We start from the raw sequence: 17,305 nt of genomic DNA on the forward strand, positions 1-17,305 counted from the left end.
GCGGCGGCCGAACTATGATCGGAGGGTGTCGGAATCCTCCCTGGCGGAACTGCTCCGCTCGCGCGGGCTGCGGCTCACGGCGCAGCGGCAGCTCGTCCTCCGGGCCGTCCTGGATCTGGGGCACGCCACCCCGGAGCAGGTGCACACGGCGGTCCGCGAGGTGGCGGCCGGGGTCAACATCACCACCATCTACCGCACGCTGGAGCTGCTGGAACGGCTCGGCCTGGTGACCCACACCCACCTGTCGCACGGCTCGCCGACCTACCACGCGGCCGGCGAGCACGAGCACGTGCACCTGGTGTGCCGGGAGTGCGGGGCGATCGACGAGATCTCCCCGGAGATGCTCGGGCCGCTCGCCGACCAGCTCGCCGGGCAGCGCGGATTTCAGGTCGACATCGGGCACGTGGCGCTCTTCGGGGTCTGCGGCCGGTGCGCACAGGACGGGGAACGCAAATGATCGACATCGCGGGCGCGGTGGCCGCCGACGCCATCGACGAGGAGACCCGGGACCAGCCCGAGCCGGTCCACCGGGCGGCCGGCGTCGCGCCGGTGGCCGCGCACTACGGCGACCCGATGCGCGAACAGCGCGTCCTCGCCACCGGCGTCGGCCTGGTCGACCGCTCGCACCGGGGCGTCATCGCGGTGCCCGGCGAGGAGCGGATCGGCTGGCTGCACACGCTGACCAGCCAGCACCTGGCCGCGCTGGCGCCCGGGCAGGGCACCGAGCTGCTGGTGCTCTCCCCGCACGGGCACGTCGAGCAGCACGCGCTGGTCGCCGAGGACGGCGAGACCACCTGGCTGGACACCGAGCCGGGGATGACCGGCGGGCTTTTGTCGTACCTGGAGAAGATGCGCTTCTTCAGCAAGGTCGACCCGCGCGACGCGACCGCCGAGCACGCGGTGCTCTCGCTGGTCGGGCCGGAGGCCGTCGACGCGCTCGGCACGCTCGGCGTCACCGGCCTGGCCGCACCCGACCTGGTCGGGGTGCCGGGTCCGAAGTTCCGTTCCGGCGAGCTGCCCGCGCGGCCCACCGTGGTGTACGACGTCAAGCCGCTGCCGTCCGGCGGCTGGGCCCGGCGGGTGGCGCTCGGCGTCGACCTGCTGGTGCCGCGTCCGGCCATGGCCGACGTGGTGACCGCGCTGCGCGGCGCGGGCGTGCCGGTGGCCGGGCTGTGGGCGTACGAGGCGATCCGGGTGGCCGCCCGGCGGGTCCGGGTCGGGGTGGACACCGACCACCGCACCATCCCCGCCGAGGTGGACCTGATCGCTCCGGCCGTGCACCTGGACAAGGGCTGTTACCGGGGGCAGGAGACGGTGGCCCGGGTGCACAACCTGGGCAAGCCGCCGCGCCGGCTCGCGCTGCTGCACCTGGACGGCGTGACCACCGACCAGCCGCCGCCCGCCGGCACGCCGGTCACGCTTGACGGCCGGACGGTCGGCTTCGTCGGCACCGCCGTGCACCACTACGAGCTGGGGCAGATCGCGCTCGCCGTGCTCAAGCGCAACACCTCCGACGACGCCCGCCTGATGGTGGGCGACACCGCCGCCGCCGTCGACGTGTAAGGAAGGGCCCCCTATTAACGCCTCCGGTAGAGGAAGGGCCCCCGCTTAACACGTCATACACGGGAAGACTTGCGGTTGGCGGGCGGTCTAGGATCCGGGGCATGACGACAGGGACGTTGATCACGGTTGCCCCCACCGGTGCGGAGTCGGCCAAGGCGGAGGTGCCGGCGCTGCCGGTGACGCTCGACGAGTTGCTGCTGACCGCCAAGGAGTGCGAGGCGCTCGGCGCGGCCGTGATCCACGTCCACATCCGGGACGACGAGGCGCGGCCCACGCTCGACCAGGGCCGGCTGCGGGACACCGTGTCGGCGCTGCGGGAGAGCACCGACCTGATCGTGCAGCTCTCCTCCGGCGGCGCGGTGACCGACCCGGAGGCGCACCGGCTCGCGGTGCTCGACGCCGGGCCGGACATGGCCTCCTGCACCATGGGCACGGTCAACTTCGGTGACGACGTGTTCCTCAACCGCTGGGAGTTCATCGTCGACCTGCACACCCGGATGCAGGAGCGGGGCGTCGTCCCCGAGTACGAGATCTTCGACCTGGGTCACCTCACCGCGTTGCAGCGGCTGCTCGGCAAGTACGGCCTGCCGCACGGCGGGCACGTCCACGTCGACTTCGTGATGGGCGTGCCGGGCGGCATGCCGGGCACCACCGCCACCCTCGTCGCCGCCCAGCAGATGCTCCGCGACCTGCCCGAGGGCACCACGTTCGCGGCCACCGGCATCGGCCGCAGCACCATCCCGGTGATGCTGTCCTCGCTCGCCACCGGCGGTCACCTGCGGGTCGGGATGGAGGACACGGTCACCTACGCGAAGGGCCGCCCGGTGGAGTCCAACATGCAGCTCGTCGCGCGCGCGGTCGGCTTCGCCCAGCTCGCGCAGCGCCCGCCGCTGACCACCACCGAGGCCCGCGCGCTGCTCGGCGTGTAAGCGGCGCACAAACACCCGCACCTGTACGCGCGCGGCCGACATCCCAGGTCACCCCGCTGCCGGCTGTGATCGTCCCGTCGGTACCGTCCATCTCGTGGGAAAGACGTACGAGGGTGGCGTGCCGCTCGCCGAGGTGGTCCGGTCCGGGTTCGTGGAGGGCGTCCACCGTGGTTCCGTGGTGGTGCTGGACGCCACCGGCACGCCGGTCGCCGGCGCCGGCGACGTCGGCTCGCCGATCTTCCCCCGGTCGTCGAACAAGCCGATGCAGGCGATCGGCATGCTCCGGGCCGGGCTCGCGCTGACCGACCCGGCGGACGTGGCGCTTGTCGCCGCCAGCCACGCCGGTGAGGAGTTCCACGTCGAACGCGTCACCGCGCTGCTGCGGGGCGCCGGCCTGACCCCGGAGGCGCTGCACTGCCCGCCGGACCTGCCGTTCGGTGAGGCCGCCCGGGAGGCGGTGCTGCGGGCCGGTGGCGGCCCGTCCCGGGTGCTGATGAACTGCTCCGGCAAGCACGCCGGCATGCTGTTGACCTGCCGGGCCGCCGGCTGGCCGCAGGATGGGTACTGGCGGCCGGAGCACCCGCTCCAGCACCGGCTGACCGCCACCGTGGAGGAGTTCACCGGGGAGCGGGCGGCGGCGATCGGGGTGGACGGCTGCGGCGCACCCGTGCACGCCGTGTCGGTGACCGGGCTGGCGCGCGCCTTCCTGCGTCTGGTCACCGCCGAGCCGGGCACCGTGGAGCGGACCGTGGCGGACGCCATGCGCGCGTACCCGGAGTTGGTCGGCGGCACCCAGGCCGATGACACCCGGCTGATGCGTGGCGTACCCGGTCTGCTCGCCAAGATCGGCGCGGAGGGGGTGATCGCGGCGGCGGTTCCGGGCGTCGGCGCGGTGGCCCTGAAGATCGACGACGGCGCGGCCCGCCCGAGGATGCCGGTCCTGACCTCCGCCCTGACCCGCCTGGGCCTGACCGCCCCCATCCTCACCGAGTACGCCGAGGTGCCCCTGCTGGGCGGCGGCCTCCCGGTAGGTGCCGTCCGCCCCCTCTGGTGACCCCGCTGATCTTGCACTTGCGGCCCCTGTCCCGCCCGTTGTGCCCGGTTTGCCGGGGCGGCAAGTGCAAGATCAACGAGGGGTGGTCAGGGGAGGAAGGCGAGGAGGGCGGTGTTGACCTCGGTGGGGTGCTCCAGGGGGAACAGGTGGGCGGCGTTCGGGATGTCGGGGAGGCGTACCACGTGGGGGGCCTCGGCGGCGATGCGGTCGGCCAGGCGGCGGATGTCGGGGATGTCGTCGGCGCCGGCCGCGGCCAGCACCGGCATCCGCAGCTCGCCCAGGCGGTCGACGGCCGGCGGGTCCAGCTCGCCCACCTCGATCGCGCTGAGCGCCTGCTCGGCGGCGAGCGCCCGACGGTCCATCTCCTCGGCGAACCGGATCAACTCGGGGTCGACGTCGGCCGGCTGCCGGCTCGGGCCGACCACCCAGAACCGCACCTCGCCGGCGGCGGTGGCCCCGAAGTCCTCCGGGTCCACATCGCCGACCAGGTTCTCCCAGAGCTGTTCGGTCTCCTCGGACCACTCGTGGCCGGAGAGCGGGGCGCCGAACAGTGCCAGCGCGCTCACCCGATCCGGGTGGGCCAGCGCGGTGTCCACCGCGACCCGGCCGCCGAACGAGCAGCCCACCAGCGCGGCCCGCTCGACGCCCAACGCGTCGAGCAGCCCGACCACGTCGTCGTGGTGGGCGAACGGCTCGGGCGGCAGCTCCGACTCGCCGTAGCCGCGCAGGTCCGGGACGATCACCCGGTGCCGGGCGGCGAGCGCCGGCACCTGGTCGCGCCACATCCGCCGGTCCGCGATGCCGGCGTGGAGCAGCACCACGGCGCTGCCGCTGCCCGCTTCGTCGTAGGCGAGCGTCGCGCCGTTGATCTCGATCTTCTTCACGGCGGAACGGTACGGAGGCGGACGCCGACCCCGCAACCGACTTCGGGTGACGTCGCTAACTCTGGCTAGCACTTTGCTTGCAGCAGCTAGCAGTCCGCGCTAGCGTTGAGTCATGGCCACCAGCAAGGACCTTCCCGATGTCGGCGGGTTCATTCGCGACCTGCGGCGCAACGCGAAGATCTCACTGCGTCAGCTCGCCGAGCAGGCCGGCGTCAGCAACCCGTACCTGAGCCAGATCGAGCGCGGGCTGCGCAAGCCGAGCGCCGAGGTGCTCCAGCAGCTCGCCAGCGCGCTACGCGTCTCCACCCCGGCCATGTACCTGCGGGCCGGACTGCTGGACGACAAGGAGGGGCAGGGCGTGCTCGCGGCCATCGCGGTCGACGCCGAGCTGACCATGGCCCAGAAGCAGTCGCTCACCCAGATCTACGAGACGTTCCGCCGGGAGAACGCGCGCCTGGCCGAGGCGACCGGCACGGCCGGCCCGGTGGAGCCCACCGAGCCGACGGCTGCCACGCCCGGGCCGGTGGAGGCTGCGGAGGTCGCCGAGCCCGCCGAGCCGGCTGCCGCGCCCGAGGCCCCGGCCACCGTCGCGCCGGCCGCGACCGGCCCCGTGACACCCGACGGCACCCCGACCGAGGCGGTCCTCGAATCGGTAGCCGTCACCGAGGCGGGCCCCGCGCCCGCGCCGACCACCGCCGCCCGTGAACGCACGACCGCCCGCCGGGCGGCCCGGAAGGCCGCCGGTGCGGCCGAAGAGGAGCAGCAGTCATGACCCAGCCGAAGACCAACCGCATCCCCGCCCCCCTCTACGCCGCCGCCGGCGCCGGTGAGCTGGCCCTGGAGCAGCTCCGCAAGCTGCCCACCGTGGTCAGCGGCCTGGGCACGCGGGTCGTGGCCGACCTCGGCGGCAAGGCCGTCGGCACCGGCTACGAGCTGCGCCAGAAGGCCACCGAGACGCTGAAGACGGCCAACCTGACCGCCACCGGGCTGCGCTCCACCGACCTCGACCAGCTCCGCGAGGCCGCCCAGTTGGACAAGCTCCGCGAGGCCGCTCATCTGGACAAGCTCCGCGAGGCTGCTCAGTTGGACAAGCTCCGCGAGGCCGCCACCCGCAACGCCGCCGCCGTGGTGGCCGGCGCGTACGCCGCGCAGGAGCGCGCCCTGGCCGCGTACGCCGAGCTGGTCGCCCGGGGCGAGCGGGTCGTCGGCGCCGGCGTGCTGGAGGCCGCCGACACGGTGAACGCCGACATCGAGGCGACCGCCGAGACCGCCCCGGCCGCCGTGTCGACGGTGGCCACGAAGACCGGGACGACCGAGGCCCCGAAGACCGAGGTGCCGAGCCCGGCCGAGGTCGCCGAGGCGATGGCCGCCAAGCCGGCCGCCGTGAAGCGGACCCGGGCCACCAAGGCGACCGCCACCCGGGCCGCCGCCGGCAAGCCGGCCACCCCGTCGGCGAAGCTGCCGAAGGCCACGAAGCGGACCCGCCCCGCCGCCGAGTGACCCGACTCTCCACCGAGACCCCGGACAGCGTCCTGTCGGACGTTTCCGGGGTCTCGGCATAAGCTTGCCGACATGGCCTACGCCGCGCCGATCTTCGCGTTCGAAGTCCGCTCCGTGATTCAGCTGATCCTGCTCGTCTTCGCCCTGGTCATCCAGGGCGTGGCCCTGGTGCACGCACTCACCCAGCGCGGCGACGGCTTCGCCGCCCTCGGCACGCTGCCCAAGGGCGGTTGGATCGCCATCCTGGCGGTCTGCCTGCTGCTGACCCTGCTGGGCTTCGGCCCGATCAGCCTCTTCGGACTGGTCGGCATCGCGGCCGGCCTCATCTACCTGCTCGACGTGCGACCCGGCCTACGGGACCTGCACGACGGCCGAGGGTCCTGGTGAGAGGTTTCCGCTGGCCCCCGCCGCCGGACGGCGGCCCCCGCACCTGGGGGCCTGGCCCCGGCGGGCCACGGACCGGCCGGCCGGCGCTGCCCGAGCCGGACACCGAACTTGTCGACACCCCGCACGGGGTGAGCCTGGAACGCCTGGTCACCGGCGTCGGCGATCCGGTCACCGTGTTCGCGCACGGGTTGGGCAACGGCATCGCCACCACCCGGCCGTTCGGCAGCGGCGTCACCGGCCGGCGGATCTTCTTCCAGTTCCGCGGGCACGGCCGGTCCGACTCCCCACCCGGGCCGTGGACCTACCTCGACCTCGCCCGGGACCTACGGGCCGTCGCCGACCTGGGCGGCGCCACCCGGGCGTTCGGCGCCAGCCTCGGCGCGGGCGCGCTGTGCCGGCTGCTCGCCGAGAGCCCGGCCCGCTTCGAGAAACTCGTCTTTTTCCTCCCCGCGGTGCTGGACGCGCCGCGCGGCGAGGTGGCGCGGGCCCGGCTCACCGGCCTGCTCGACGCGGTGGCCGACGGCGACGCGCACGCGCTCGCCGAGGTCGTGTCGCTGGAGCTGCCACCGTCGGTCCGCAACACCCCGGCCGGCTGGGCCTACCTGCGGCAACGGCTCGACCAACTGCTGCGCGACGGGCTCGCGCCCGGCCTGGCCAGCCTGCCCGACCAGGCCCCGCTGGACGACGCCGGCGCGCTCGCCGCGGTCACCGCCCCGGCGCTGGTGATCGGCTGCGTCGACGACGACCTGCACCCGGTCGCCGTCGCCGAGCAGCTCGCCGCCGCGCTGCCGGCCGCCACCCTGCACGTGTACGACCGGCCCGGCGTGCTCTGGACCGAACGCGCCGACGTGCGGGAGCGCGTCTCGTCGTTCCTCAACGGGTAACGTCGGGCGGCATGGGCGTCACACACCACGGCCGTACGCACCGCCTCGACCTCGCCGACCCCACGCTGCGCGAGTGGACGTGCCGGGTGCTGGCGGCCGACCCCGAGCAGGGCATCGTGCTGGACCGGTCGGCGTTCTACCCGGGCGGCGGGGGCCAGCCACCGGACCACGGGGTGCTGCTCTGGCAGGGCGTACAGACCCGGATCGTGGGCACCCGCAAGGGCGACGACCTGTGGCTGATCCCGGCCGAGGGTGATCCGGTGCCGCCGGTCGGCGTCGACGTCACCGGCGCGGTGGAGGACGCCCGCCGGACCATGCTGATGCGGACCCACTCCGGGCTGCACGTGCTCTGCGGCGTGGTGTTCCGGGACTTCGGCGCGCTGGTCACCGGCGGCAACATGGAACCGGGCGAGGCCCGGATGGACTTCAACCTCCCCGAGGTGCCGTCGGACTTCAAGACCCGCATCGAGGAGCTGGTCAACGCCGAGGTGGCCGCCGACCGTTCGGTCGCGGTCCGGGTGCTGCCGCGCGCCGACGCGTTGGCGCTGCCGGACATCATCCGGACCCAGTCCAACCTGATCCCGCCGGACGAGCAGGAGGTGCGGATCGTCGACATCGTCGGGCTGGACGTGCAGGCCGACGGCGGCACGCACGTCGCCTCCACCGCCCAGATCGGCAAGGTCCAGGTGGTCAAGGTGGAGAGCAAGGGCCGGGCCAACCGCCGGGTCCGGGTCCGCCTGGCGGACTGAGTCAGTGCGGTAGGTGGGCCGCCCGGACGTCGAGCAGCCACCGCTCCACCGGCTCCTCGTCCGGGCGCTCCGGCAGCGGTGTGCGGATCCGGGCGAAGTCTGCCTCGGCGCTCGCCACCAGCGCCTGCGCCTCGGCCAGCGCGCCACCGGCGACCCGCTCGCCGAACGCCCGGAACCACTCCGGGTCGGCCAGCCGGATCTCCAGCACGCCGGTGGCGTAGAGGACCCGGCCCTGGTGCAGAAGCCGGGCCAGGTGCCGGGCGTGCTTGGCCGACCGTCGCCGGCCGCCCACGTCCGCCGGCGCGGTGGTCAGCCTCCGGAACTGCTGGGCGGCGTAGCCGAGATAGGCGTCCCGGACCCGGGGCGCGCTGAGGAACGCCGACCGGATGCCGATCAACCGCTCGCCGAACCCGGTCCGGGTCTCGTAGCAGTCGTCCGGCAACCACATCAGCTCGGTGGCGGTCGGGTTGCCGCTCAGCGCCAGCAGCGCGTACTTCCGGGCCTCGTGCAGCGTGACGTCCGGGTCGGTGGTGACCACCGACTCCCGGGGCGGACGCAGGCCGTGGAACGCCACCGTCGGCGCCGCGAAGACGCCGAGCCGGTCGGTGTCCGAGCCGGGGCCGGCCAGCCCGTACGCGACCGAGCCGACGATGCCGGAGAGCAGCAGGTGCATGCCGTCATGATCGCCGATCCACAGTCGTCGGGAAACCGGACTTCGGCTGTCAGGTATCGGTGACACGGTGAACCCATGAACTCACCACTGACCGGAAAGGTCGCGCTCGTCGCGGGCGCGACCCGGGGCGCCGGCCGGCAGATCGCCGTCCAGCTCGGCGCCGCCGGAGCCACCGTCTACGCCACCGGCCGCACCACCCGGGACCGCCGCTCGGAGATGGGCCGGCCGGAGACCATCGAGGAGACCGCCGAGCTGGTCACCGCCGCCGGCGGCACCGGCATCGGGGTCGCCGTCGACCACCTCGACCCGGAACAGGTACGCCGCCTGGTCGAGCGGATCGACGCCGAGCAGGGCCGGCTCGACGTGCTGGTCAACGACATCTGGGGCGCGGACCCGCTGATCACCTGGGAGAAGCCGGTCTGGGAGCAGCCGCTCGACGCCGGCTTCCGGACGCTGCGGCTGGCCGTCGACACCCACATCATCACCAGCCACTTCGCGCTGCCGCTGTTGATCCGCAACCCGGGCGGGCTGGTCGTCGAGATCGGCGACGGCACGAAGGCGTACAACGACACGACGTACCGCCTCTCCGTCTTCTACGACCTGGCCAAGGTGTCGGTGAACCGGCTCGGCTTCACCCAGGCGCACGAGCTGGCCCCGCACGGCGGCACCGCGGTCGCGCTCACGCCCGGCTGGCTGCGCTCCGAGGCGATGCTGGAGCACTTCGGCGTCACGGAGGCCAACTGGCGCGACGGCGCGACGACGGAGCCGCACTTCGTGATGTCCGAGACACCGGCGTTCGTCGGGCGGGCGGTGGCCGCGCTGGCCGCCGACCCGGACCGGCACCGCTGGAACGGGCAGTCGCTTGACAGCGGCGGGCTGGCCCAGGTGTACGGCTTCACCGACCTCGACGGCACCCGCCCGCACTGGGCCCGCTACCACGACGAGGTGGTCGCGCCGGGCAAGCCGGCCGACGACACCGGCTACCGCTGACCGGCATCCCCGGACGGTCCGTCTCCGGGCGGCCCGGCGTCCGGCGGCGGGTCCGCGTACAGCGCCGCCGCGCGGCGGGCCGCCTCGGCGAACCGGGCCCGCAGCTCCGGCGGCGCCAGCACCTCCACCTCGGGGCCGAGCGCCAGCAGTTGGGCGTACGCCACGTCGACCGACTCGACGGGCAGCCGGAGCACCAGCCGGCCCTGTCCGTCGGGCCGGCCGGCCGCGGCGACCGCCTCCTCGTACACGAACGGCGCGTCCACCAGGTGCCGCAGCACGCGCAGCCCGGCCGGCCCGAGCCGTACGGTGACCCGGTCCCGCAGCAGGTCGCGCAGGAACGCCCCGGCCTGCTCCCGCCAGTACGCGCCGAGGTCGAAGCGTTCGTCCCGGTCGAAGCGTTCCGGGCCCACCTCGACGTCGACCACCCGGTCCACCCGGTACGTCCGCCACCCGTCGCCGACGCGGCCGACGAGATACCAGACGCCGTTCTTCAGCACCAGCCCGTACGGCGCCAGCGTGCGGGTCACCTCCCGGTCACCGCGCCGGTAGCGCAGCTCGACGGTCCGGTCCCGCCAGACCGCCCCGGCCAGCTCGGCCAGCCGGGGCGGCGGCGCGCTCTCCCGGAACCAGCCCGGCACGTCCAGGTGGAACCGCTGACCGGTACGCGCGGGCGCGTCCCGCAGGCTCGGCGGCAGCGCGGCCAGCACCTTCAACTCGGCGGCGGCCACCGCGTCGGCCAGTCCCATGTCGCCGGCCGGTCCGGGCAGCCCGGCCAGGAACAACGCCTCGGCCTCGTCGCGGCTCAACCCGGTCAGCCGGGTCCGGTAGCCGCCGAGCAGCCGGTAGCCGCCGGCCCGGCCCCGGTCGGCGTAGACCGGCACCCCGGCGGCGGAGAGCGCCAGCACGTCCCGGTAGACGGTGCGTTCCGAGACCTCAAGCGCGCGGGCCAGCTCGGCCGCCGTCATCGTCTCCCGGGACTGGAGCAGCAGCACCAACGAGATCAGCCGCGACGCACGCACCCACCCATTGTGCGTGCGTGAGCCCACTAGGCTGTGCCGTCGTGAACGCCTCCCGTACCGTCGCGCCCGTCACCGGCGCGGCGACCCGCTTCCTCGGCGGCGCCGGCCTGCTGCTGCGTGGCTTCGGCATGTACGTCCGCAGTCCGAAACTGATGCTGCTCGGCGTGGTGCCGGCGCTCATCTCCGGCGTGCTCTACCTGGCCCTCTTCGCCACCCTGCTCTACTTCGTGGACGACCTGGCCGCCTGGCTCACCCCGTTCGCCGACGACTGGTCGTCGACCGCGCGCGGGCTGCTGCGGGTCGCCGCCGGGCTGGCCGTCGTCGGGGTGGCCGCACTGGTCGGGGTGCTCACGTTCACTGCGGTCACGCTGGCCGTCGGCGACCCGTTCTACGAGGCCATCTCCGAGCGGGTCGAGGACCGGCTCGGCGGCACCCCGGGCATGGTGGACGTGCCGTTCTGGGCCTCGATGCGGCGCAGCATCGCCGACTCGTTGCGCCTGGTGGCCATCTCCGCGCTGGTCGGCGTACCCCTGTTCGTGGCTGGTTTCATCCCGCTGGTGGGGCAGACGGTGGTGCCGGTGGTCGGCGCCCTGGTCGGCGGCTGGTTCCTGGCGCTGGAGCTGGTCGGCGCGCCGTTCCAGCGGCGCGGGATGCGGCTGCCGGACCGGCGGTCGAAGCTCCGGGCGGACCGGCCGACCGCGCTGGGCTTCGGGGTGGCGGTCTTCCTGTGTTTCCTGATCCCGCTCGGCGCGGTGCTGGTCATGCCGGCCGCCGTCGCCGGGGCCGCCCTGCTGACCCGCCGGTCGCTCGGCCAGCACGTCGAGGAGCGCTGACACCATTGACGAGGAGCGCTGACACCATGGACACCGTGCTGATCCAGGGCGACATCACCGCCCAGCAGGTCGACGCGATCGTCAACGCGGCGAACTCGTCGCTGCTCGGCGGCGGGGGCGTGGACGGCGCGATACACCGGCGCGGCGGGCCGGCGATCCTGGCCGAGTGCCGGGCACTGCGCGCTTCCCGCTACGGGCGAGGGTTGCCGACCGGGCAGGCGGTCGCCACCACCGCCGGCGACCTGCCGGCGCGCTGGGTGGTGCACACCGTCGGGCCGGTCTTCTCGCCGCGCGAGGACCGCTCGGCGTTGCTGCGCGACTGCTACGCCAACAGCCTGCGCGTCGCCGACGAGCTGGGCGCGACCCGGGTCGCGTTTCCGCTGATCTCGGCCGGGATCTACGGCTGGCCGGTCGAGGACGCGGTCGCGCAGGCACTGACCGTGCTGCACGCGGCCGACCCGGCGCACCTGGTCGAGGCCCGGCTGGTGCTGTTCGGCGCCGACGCGTACGCGACCGCGGTGCGGGTCGCCGCCGGGCCGCTGAGCTGAGCGTGCGCCGGCACGACGCTGAGCGCGTGCGCCGGCACGGCCACCGGGTTGCCGGGCGGTTCAGGTGAGCGTGCGCCGGCACGACCACTGGCTGTCGACCGGCCGGTAGCCGAGCGCCGCGTTGATGGCCAGCATCGGCGCGTTCGCCTCGTCGTTGGAGGTGTACGCGGTCCGCACCCCGCGCGCGGCGGCGGCGTGCAGCGCGGCCTGCTTGGTCAGCCGGGCCAACCCCCGACCCCGGTACGCGGGCAGCGTGCCGGTGAAGTCCGACCACATCCGGTCGCCGTCGCGTTTCACCAGGCTCACCGCGACCAGTTCGCCGTCGATCTCGGCGACGGTGCTGGCCTCCCGGTCCAGCCCGAGGTTCTCCCAGCACTCGTGGAGCCACAGGTCGTAGCCGAGCGCGTCCGTCGGCACGTCACCCGGTTCGTCGCGGGCCGACTCGGAGTCCACCCGGTGGACCCGGAGCGGGTCGAGCCCGGCGGTCGGCAGCAGCCGTACGCCCGGCGGCGGCTCCGGCGCCGGTGGGGCCGGGTCGAGGTCGAGCGCGGAGTAGCGCAGTTCCCGGCTGGGCGTGAAGCCGTGCCGCTGCGCGAACGGGAGCGACTCGGCGCGGGCGTGGGCGAGGACCCGGGTCGACCCGAGCGTCCGCAGATGGTCGAGCGCGGTGTCGAGCAGCGCGGTGCCGGTGCCCCGGCCGCGATGGCCCGGGTGGACGTGCAGCGTGGAGATCTCACCGACCCCGGGCGTCGAGGTCTGCGTGTTGCGGTACGCCGACGTCCAGCCGACCACCTGCCCGTCCGCCTCGGCGACCCAGGCCGCCCAGTCCTCGCCGGGTGGCGGCTGGCCGATCATCCGGCGGGTCGACTCGACGCCGCGTACCAGGTAGGGGAAGACCAGCGCGCGCAGCGCCACCACGGCGGGCGCGTCGTCGACGTGGGCGGGCCGGATCAGGGCTTCACTCATCCGGGCGACGCTAGCCACCCCACGTCGACCCCGCGACCGGTTTGTTAAGCGGGGCCCCCTGCTATGCAGAATGCGTTAACAGGGGGCCCCGCCTTACGCGGAGTCGCGCAGGATGAGCTCCGTCGGGAGCATCAGCGCCTGCTCGACGTGCTCGCCGGCGGCGATGCGCAGGAGCTGCCGGGTCATCGCCCGGCCCAGCTCCACTATCGGCTGCCGCACGGTGGTCAGCGGCGGCTCGGTGTAGGCGGCCGTCTCGATGTCGTCGAACCCGATCACCGCGACGTCCTCGGGCACCCGCCGCCCGGCCTCGCGCAGGGCCCGCAGGGCGGCGTGCGCCATCAGGTCGGAGGCGGCGAACACCGCGTCCAGCTCCGGGTCGGCGGCGAGCAGTTCGCGCATCGCGGCGGTGCCGGACTCCCGGGTGAAGTCGCCGTACGCGACCAGCTCCGGCAGCCCGGCGGCGGTGAGCGCGGCGCGGTAGCCGATCAGCCGCTCGATGCCGGCGACCATGTCCTGCGGGCCGGCGATGGTGGCGATCCGCCGCCGGCCGGTGGCGATCAGGTGCTCCACCGCCCGGGTCACCCCGCCGGTGTGGTCCACGTCGACGTACGGCACGTCGGCGCCGCCGAGTGGCCGGCCGCTGCACACCACCGGGATGCCGAGCCGGGCGAGCCGGCCGGGCAGCGGATCCTCGCCGTGCAGCGAGGCGAAGAGCACGCCGTCGACGTGCCGCCCGGTGGTGTACCGCTCGACCCGCTCGTGCCCGGCCGGCGAGCCGGCCAGCATCAGCACGAGCTGCTTGTCGGCCGCCTCCAGCTCCTGGGCGGCGCCCCGGATGATGCCGGGGAAGACCTGGTCGTCGGAGAAGACCCGGGTGGCCGCCTCGGGCATGACCAGCGCGACCGAGTCGGTGCGCTGGGTGACCAGGCTGCGGGCGGCGAGGTTCGGGACGTACCCGAGTTCCTCGACCGCCCGGCGGACCGCCTGTTGGATCGACTCGGCGACCGTGGTCGAGCCGTTGACCACCCGGGAGACCGTGGCCCGGGAGACGCCGGCCCGCCGGGCCACCGCCTCCAGGGTCGGCCGTTGTGCCGTCGTCATCCCCGTTACCACCACCTCGTCACAGCCCGTTCCGGGCGATCACCTCCTGGTACCAGCGGGCGCTCTGCTTGGGTGTGCGCCGCTGGGTCAGGTAGTCGACGTGGACGATCCCGAACCGCTTCCGGTAACCCTCGGCCCATTCGAAGTTGTCCAGCAACGACCATACGAGATAGCCGCGCAGGTCGACCCCGCGGGCGATGGCCCGGTGCGCGGCGCGGAGGTGTCCGTCGAGGTAGGCGGTCCGGTCGGCGTCGGCCACCCGGCCCGAGGAGTCCCGGGTGGCGTCCGGGAACGCGCCGCCGTTCTCGGTGATCATCAGCGGCAGCCCGGGGTGGTCGGCGGCCACCCGTTCCAGCAGCCGGGTGAGCCCGGCCGGCTCGATGGCCCAGCCCATGTCGGTGAGCGGCCCGGCCGCCGGCAGGAACTCGACCGCGCCTTCGGTGCCCGGGTACGCGCTGCCGCCCGCGCCGTCCGCCCGCCCGGCGACGTAGGTGGGCGAGTAGTAGTTCAGGCCGAGCAGGTCCAGCGGCGCGGCGATGATCTTCTCGTCGCCGTCCCGCACGAAGTCCGTCGCCACGATCCGGCTGACGTGCGCCAGCACGTCCTCCGGGTAGCCGGCGCCGGTCAGCGGGTCCAGGAAGATCCGGTTGTGCAGCCCGTCGACGAGCCGTACCGCCTCGGCGTCGGCGGCGCTGGCGGCGTCGGCCGGTTGCACGTCGGCCAGGTTGAGCGTGATCCCGAGCGTCTCCGCGCCGGCCGCGCGCAGCGCCCGCGCGGCCAGGCCGTGGCCGAGCAGCAGATGGTGTACGGCCCGGAACGCGTCCCCGGCGTCCTGCCGGCCCGGCGCGTGCACCCCGTTGCCGTAGCCGAGGTACGCCGAGCACCACGGCTCGTTGAGCGTGGTCCAGGTGCGGACCCGGTCGCCGAGGCAGCGGTGCACCGCGACCGCGTAGTCGGCGAAGTGCTCGGCGGTCTCCCGGACGGTCCAGCCGCCCCGGTCCTCCAGCGACTGCGGCAGGTCCCAGTGGTAGAGCGTGACGATCGGGTCGATGCCCCGCGCCAGCAGCGAGTCGGTGAGCCGGTCGTAGAAGTCCAGCCCGCGCGGCTCGACCGGGCCGGTGCCGTCCGGCTGGATCCGGGGCCAGGCCACCGAGAACCGGTACGCGCGCAGCCCCAGCTCGGCCATCAACGCGACGTCCTCGGCGTACCGGTGGTAGTGGTCGCAGGCGACGTCGCCGGTGTGGCCGGAGTGCACCGCGCCCGGCGTACGGCTGAAGGTGTCCCAGACCGACGGGCCGCGGCCGTCCTCGCGGGCAGCGCCCTCGATCTGGTACGCGGCGGTGGCCGCCCCCCAGACGAAGCCCTCGGGAAATCGGAGATCCGTCATGCCTTGACCGCACCTTCCATGATCCCGCCGATGATCTGGCGGCCGAACAGGACGAAGACCAGCAGCAGCGGCAACGTGGCGATGGCCGTGCCGGTGAACACCTGCGACATGTCCTGGTAGTAACCGTCGGAGAGGGCCCGCAGCGACAGCTGCACGGTGGGGTTCTCCGGGTCGTTGAGCACCGCGTACGGCCACAGGAAGTCGTTCCAGGTGGTCATGAACGTGAGCAGGCCGAGCACGGCGGCGGCCGGGCGCAGCGCGGGCAGCACCACGTTCCAGTAGATCCGGGCGGTGTTGCAGCCGTCCATCCGGGCCGCCTCGATCAGCTCGGTGCTGACCGCCTGGCCGGCGTACTGCCGCATCATGAACACGCCGAAGCCGGTGACCAGCGCCGGCACGATCACGGCGGGCAGCCGGTCGTTCCAGTTCAGTTTCGTCATCAGCAGGTAGAGCGGGATCACGCCGAGCTGGGTGGGCACCATCATGGTGGCGACGATGACCAGCAGCAGCGCGTTGCGTCCGCGGAAGCGCAGTTTGGCGAACGCGAACCCGGCCAGCGTGGCGAAGAAGACCACCGAGACGGTCACCGTGACGGCCACGATCGTCGAGTTGATCAGGCCGGTGAGGAAGTACGCGTCGGTGTTGTCGAACAGCCGGGCGATGTTGGCGCCCAGGTTGCCGCCGGGGGTGAGCGGCGGCGGGACCTGACCCATGGCGTCGCTGGTGCGGCTGGCCACCACGAACATCCAGTAGATCGGGAAGATCGACAGCAGGGCCGACAGCCCCAGGGCCAGGTAGGTGAGCCGGCTGGCCGACCAGACGCGGGTCATCGGGAGACCTCCTTGCGGGAGCCGCCGCCGAGCCGGCGCAGGAGCAGGACGTTGATCGCCGCGACCACCGCGATCAGCGCGAAGAGCAGCCAGGCGATGGCGGAGCCGTAACCGAAGTTGTAGTGCGGCGCGAACGCGTTCTCGAACATGTACATGGTCACGGTCTGCGACTCGCGCAGTGGCCCGCCGCGGATCGCGTTGGTGCCGGAGTTGAACATCCGCGGCTCGGTGAAGAGTTGCAGGCCGCCGATGGTGGAGATGATGACCGCGAAGATGATGGTGGGCTTGAGCAGCGGCACGGTGATGGACCAGAACTGCCGGGCCCGGCCGGCGCCGTCGATCGACGCCGACTCGTACAGGTCGCGCGGGATGGCCTGCATGGCGGCCAGGAAGATCAGCGCGTTGTAGCCGGTCCACCGCCAGTCGACCATGGTGGAGATGGCGACCCAGGCGGCGAACCTGTTCGCCTTCCAGTCGATCGCGCTCACGCCGACGTGGTCGAGCAGCCAGTTGATCATGCCGAACTCGCGGCCGAACAGCACCGCGAACACGATCGCCACCGCGGCGGTCGAGGTCACGTTCGGGACCAGCACCGCCATCCGCCACGTGGTGCGGGCCCGGAGCTGGCGGTTGAGCAGGTTGGCCAGCCAGAGCGCGGCCAGCAGCTGCGGGACCGTGGAGATGACGAAGATGCCCAGCGTGTTGACCACGGAGTGCCAGAAGTCCGGGTCGGCGAGGAGCTGGCTGTAGTTGTCGAGGCCGATGAACGGGTGCTCCGCGCCGAGCAGGTCCCAGTCGTGCAGCGAGACCCAGAACGTGTACGCCAGCGGGTACGCCCCGAAGACGCCGAAGAGCAGGAAGAACGGGGCGATGTACAGGTACGGCGAGTATTTCGTGTCGAACCGGCTGAGCCGGGCGCCCCGGACGGGACGGCTGTGCCGGGGGGCCGGTGTGACCGGCGGGCGGGCGTCGAGCTGGACGGCCATGACCTGAGAACTCCTCTCCGCC

20 protein-coding genes are annotated in these 17,305 nt (G+C 73.6%); 12 read left to right on the plus strand and 8 right to left on the minus strand.

All coding sequences use genetic code 11. The features are described from left to right. Positions 1-25: 25 nt before the first annotated feature. The 4 genes from ACLQ2W_RS24540 to ACLQ2W_RS24555 all read left to right on the plus strand — a co-directional run bounded on the left by ACLQ2W_RS24540 (position 26) and on the right by ACLQ2W_RS24555 (position 3,546). Positions 26-457, plus strand: coding sequence for a Fur family transcriptional regulator (locus tag ACLQ2W_RS24540; RefSeq protein ID WP_405091385.1), 432 nt, complete (start codon positions 26-28; stop codon positions 455-457). Then, positions 454-1,563 (plus strand): YgfZ/GcvT domain-containing protein, encoded by a 1,110-nt coding sequence (locus tag ACLQ2W_RS24545; RefSeq protein WP_425788949.1) that lies wholly within the window; start codon positions 454-456, stop codon positions 1,561-1,563. Before ACLQ2W_RS24540 ends, ACLQ2W_RS24545 begins: the two co-directional genes overlap by 4 nt. A 101-nt stretch (positions 1,564-1,664) precedes the next feature. Beyond that, entirely contained in the window at positions 1,665-2,492 is an 828-nt protein-coding gene (locus ACLQ2W_RS24550) for a 3-keto-5-aminohexanoate cleavage protein (protein ID WP_425788951.1), read from the plus strand. 94 nt (positions 2,493-2,586) lie between these two features. Next, positions 2,587-3,546: an asparaginase gene (locus ACLQ2W_RS24555; RefSeq protein ID WP_425788953.1), complete on the plus strand. Its 960-nt coding sequence runs from the start codon at positions 2,587-2,589 to the stop codon at positions 3,544-3,546. Positions 3,547-3,632: 86 nt separating this feature from the next. Here the strand turns inward: ACLQ2W_RS24555 and ACLQ2W_RS24560 are convergent, their stop codons facing one another. Continuing rightward, positions 3,633-4,430 carry an alpha/beta fold hydrolase gene (locus ACLQ2W_RS24560; RefSeq protein ID WP_425788955.1) on the minus strand — a complete coding sequence of 266 codons (798 nt, stop codon included), beginning with the start codon at positions 4,428-4,430 and terminating at the stop codon, positions 3,633-3,635. A gap of 112 nt (positions 4,431-4,542) precedes the next feature. Between ACLQ2W_RS24560 and ACLQ2W_RS24565 the strand changes: the two genes are divergently transcribed. The 5 genes from ACLQ2W_RS24565 (at position 4,543) to ACLQ2W_RS24585 (ending at position 7,950) form a co-directional block, all read left to right on the plus strand. Continuing rightward, entirely contained in the window at positions 4,543-5,202 is a 660-nt protein-coding gene (locus ACLQ2W_RS24565) for a helix-turn-helix domain-containing protein (RefSeq protein WP_425788957.1), read from the plus strand. After that, positions 5,199-5,930: a hypothetical protein gene (locus tag ACLQ2W_RS24570; RefSeq protein WP_425788959.1), complete on the plus strand. Its 732-nt coding sequence runs from the start codon at positions 5,199-5,201 to the stop codon at positions 5,928-5,930. The genes ACLQ2W_RS24565 and ACLQ2W_RS24570 overlap by 4 nt, the downstream gene beginning before the upstream one ends. Before the next feature lie 72 nt (positions 5,931-6,002). Next, positions 6,003-6,317 carry a DUF2516 family protein gene (locus ACLQ2W_RS24575; RefSeq protein ID WP_343444853.1) on the plus strand — a complete coding sequence of 105 codons (315 nt, stop codon included), beginning with the start codon at positions 6,003-6,005 and terminating at the stop codon, positions 6,315-6,317. Continuing rightward, on the plus strand, positions 6,314-7,201 hold the full coding sequence (locus ACLQ2W_RS24580) for an alpha/beta fold hydrolase (protein ID WP_425788962.1): 888 nt from the start codon (positions 6,314-6,316) through the stop codon (positions 7,199-7,201). Before ACLQ2W_RS24575 ends, ACLQ2W_RS24580 begins: the two co-directional genes overlap by 4 nt. An 11-nt stretch (positions 7,202-7,212) precedes the next feature. After that, positions 7,213-7,950, plus strand: coding sequence for an alanyl-tRNA editing protein (locus ACLQ2W_RS24585; RefSeq protein ID WP_107160463.1), 738 nt, complete (start codon positions 7,213-7,215; stop codon positions 7,948-7,950). Between the two features lies 1 nt (position 7,951). Here ACLQ2W_RS24585 and ACLQ2W_RS24590 read toward each other — a convergent pair whose 3' ends face one another. Beyond that, positions 7,952-8,623 (minus strand): nucleotidyltransferase domain-containing protein, encoded by a 672-nt coding sequence (locus ACLQ2W_RS24590; protein ID WP_425788964.1) that lies wholly within the window; start codon positions 8,621-8,623, stop codon positions 7,952-7,954. A gap of 75 nt (positions 8,624-8,698) precedes the next feature. Here ACLQ2W_RS24590 and ACLQ2W_RS24595 point away from each other — a divergent pair, with 75 nt between their 5' ends. After that, on the plus strand, positions 8,699-9,613 hold the full coding sequence (locus ACLQ2W_RS24595; protein WP_425788966.1) for an SDR family oxidoreductase: 915 nt from the start codon (positions 8,699-8,701) through the stop codon (positions 9,611-9,613). Here the strand turns inward: ACLQ2W_RS24595 and ACLQ2W_RS24600 are convergent. Beyond that, positions 9,604-10,632: a helix-turn-helix transcriptional regulator gene (locus ACLQ2W_RS24600; RefSeq protein ID WP_425788968.1), complete on the minus strand. Its 1,029-nt coding sequence runs from the start codon at positions 10,630-10,632 to the stop codon at positions 9,604-9,606. The genes ACLQ2W_RS24595 and ACLQ2W_RS24600 overlap by 10 nt on opposite strands. Before the next feature lie 41 nt (positions 10,633-10,673). Here ACLQ2W_RS24600 and ACLQ2W_RS24605 point away from each other — a divergent pair, with 41 nt between their 5' ends. Continuing rightward, positions 10,674-11,465 (plus strand): EI24 domain-containing protein, encoded by a 792-nt coding sequence (locus ACLQ2W_RS24605; protein ID WP_425788970.1) that lies wholly within the window; start codon positions 10,674-10,676, stop codon positions 11,463-11,465. Between the two features lie 26 nt (positions 11,466-11,491). Continuing rightward, a complete protein-coding gene (locus ACLQ2W_RS24610; RefSeq protein ID WP_425788972.1) occupies positions 11,492-12,013 on the plus strand; it encodes an O-acetyl-ADP-ribose deacetylase in 522 nt (173 codons plus the stop codon). Between the two features lie 60 nt (positions 12,014-12,073). Here the strand turns inward: ACLQ2W_RS24610 and ACLQ2W_RS24615 are convergent, their stop codons facing one another. The 5 genes from ACLQ2W_RS24615 to ACLQ2W_RS24635 all read right to left on the minus strand — a co-directional run bounded on the left by ACLQ2W_RS24615 (position 12,074) and on the right by ACLQ2W_RS24635 (position 17,283). Beyond that, positions 12,074-12,979: a GNAT family N-acetyltransferase gene (locus tag ACLQ2W_RS24615; RefSeq protein WP_425788974.1), complete on the minus strand. Its 906-nt coding sequence runs from the start codon at positions 12,977-12,979 to the stop codon at positions 12,074-12,076. Between the two features lie 93 nt (positions 12,980-13,072). Next, positions 13,073-14,080 carry a LacI family DNA-binding transcriptional regulator gene (locus tag ACLQ2W_RS24620; protein ID WP_425788976.1) on the minus strand — a complete coding sequence of 336 codons (1,008 nt, stop codon included), beginning with the start codon at positions 14,078-14,080 and terminating at the stop codon, positions 13,073-13,075. 19 nt (positions 14,081-14,099) lie between these two features. Next, on the minus strand, positions 14,100-15,467 hold the full coding sequence (locus ACLQ2W_RS24625; protein ID WP_425788978.1) for a GH1 family beta-glucosidase: 1,368 nt from the start codon (positions 15,465-15,467) through the stop codon (positions 14,100-14,102). Beyond that, on the minus strand, positions 15,464-16,297 hold the full coding sequence (locus ACLQ2W_RS24630) for a carbohydrate ABC transporter permease (protein ID WP_107160444.1): 834 nt from the start codon (positions 16,295-16,297) through the stop codon (positions 15,464-15,466). Before ACLQ2W_RS24630 ends, ACLQ2W_RS24625 begins: the two co-directional genes overlap by 4 nt. Continuing rightward, positions 16,294-17,283, minus strand: coding sequence for a carbohydrate ABC transporter permease (locus ACLQ2W_RS24635; protein WP_425788981.1), 990 nt, complete (start codon positions 17,281-17,283; stop codon positions 16,294-16,296). Before ACLQ2W_RS24635 ends, ACLQ2W_RS24630 begins: the two co-directional genes overlap by 4 nt. Between the last annotated feature and the right edge of the window lie 22 nt (positions 17,284-17,305).

Origin of the sequence: Micromonospora sp. DT227, assembly GCF_049841835.1 — a bacterium.
Lineage (GTDB): Bacteria > Actinomycetota > Actinomycetes > Mycobacteriales > Micromonosporaceae > Micromonospora.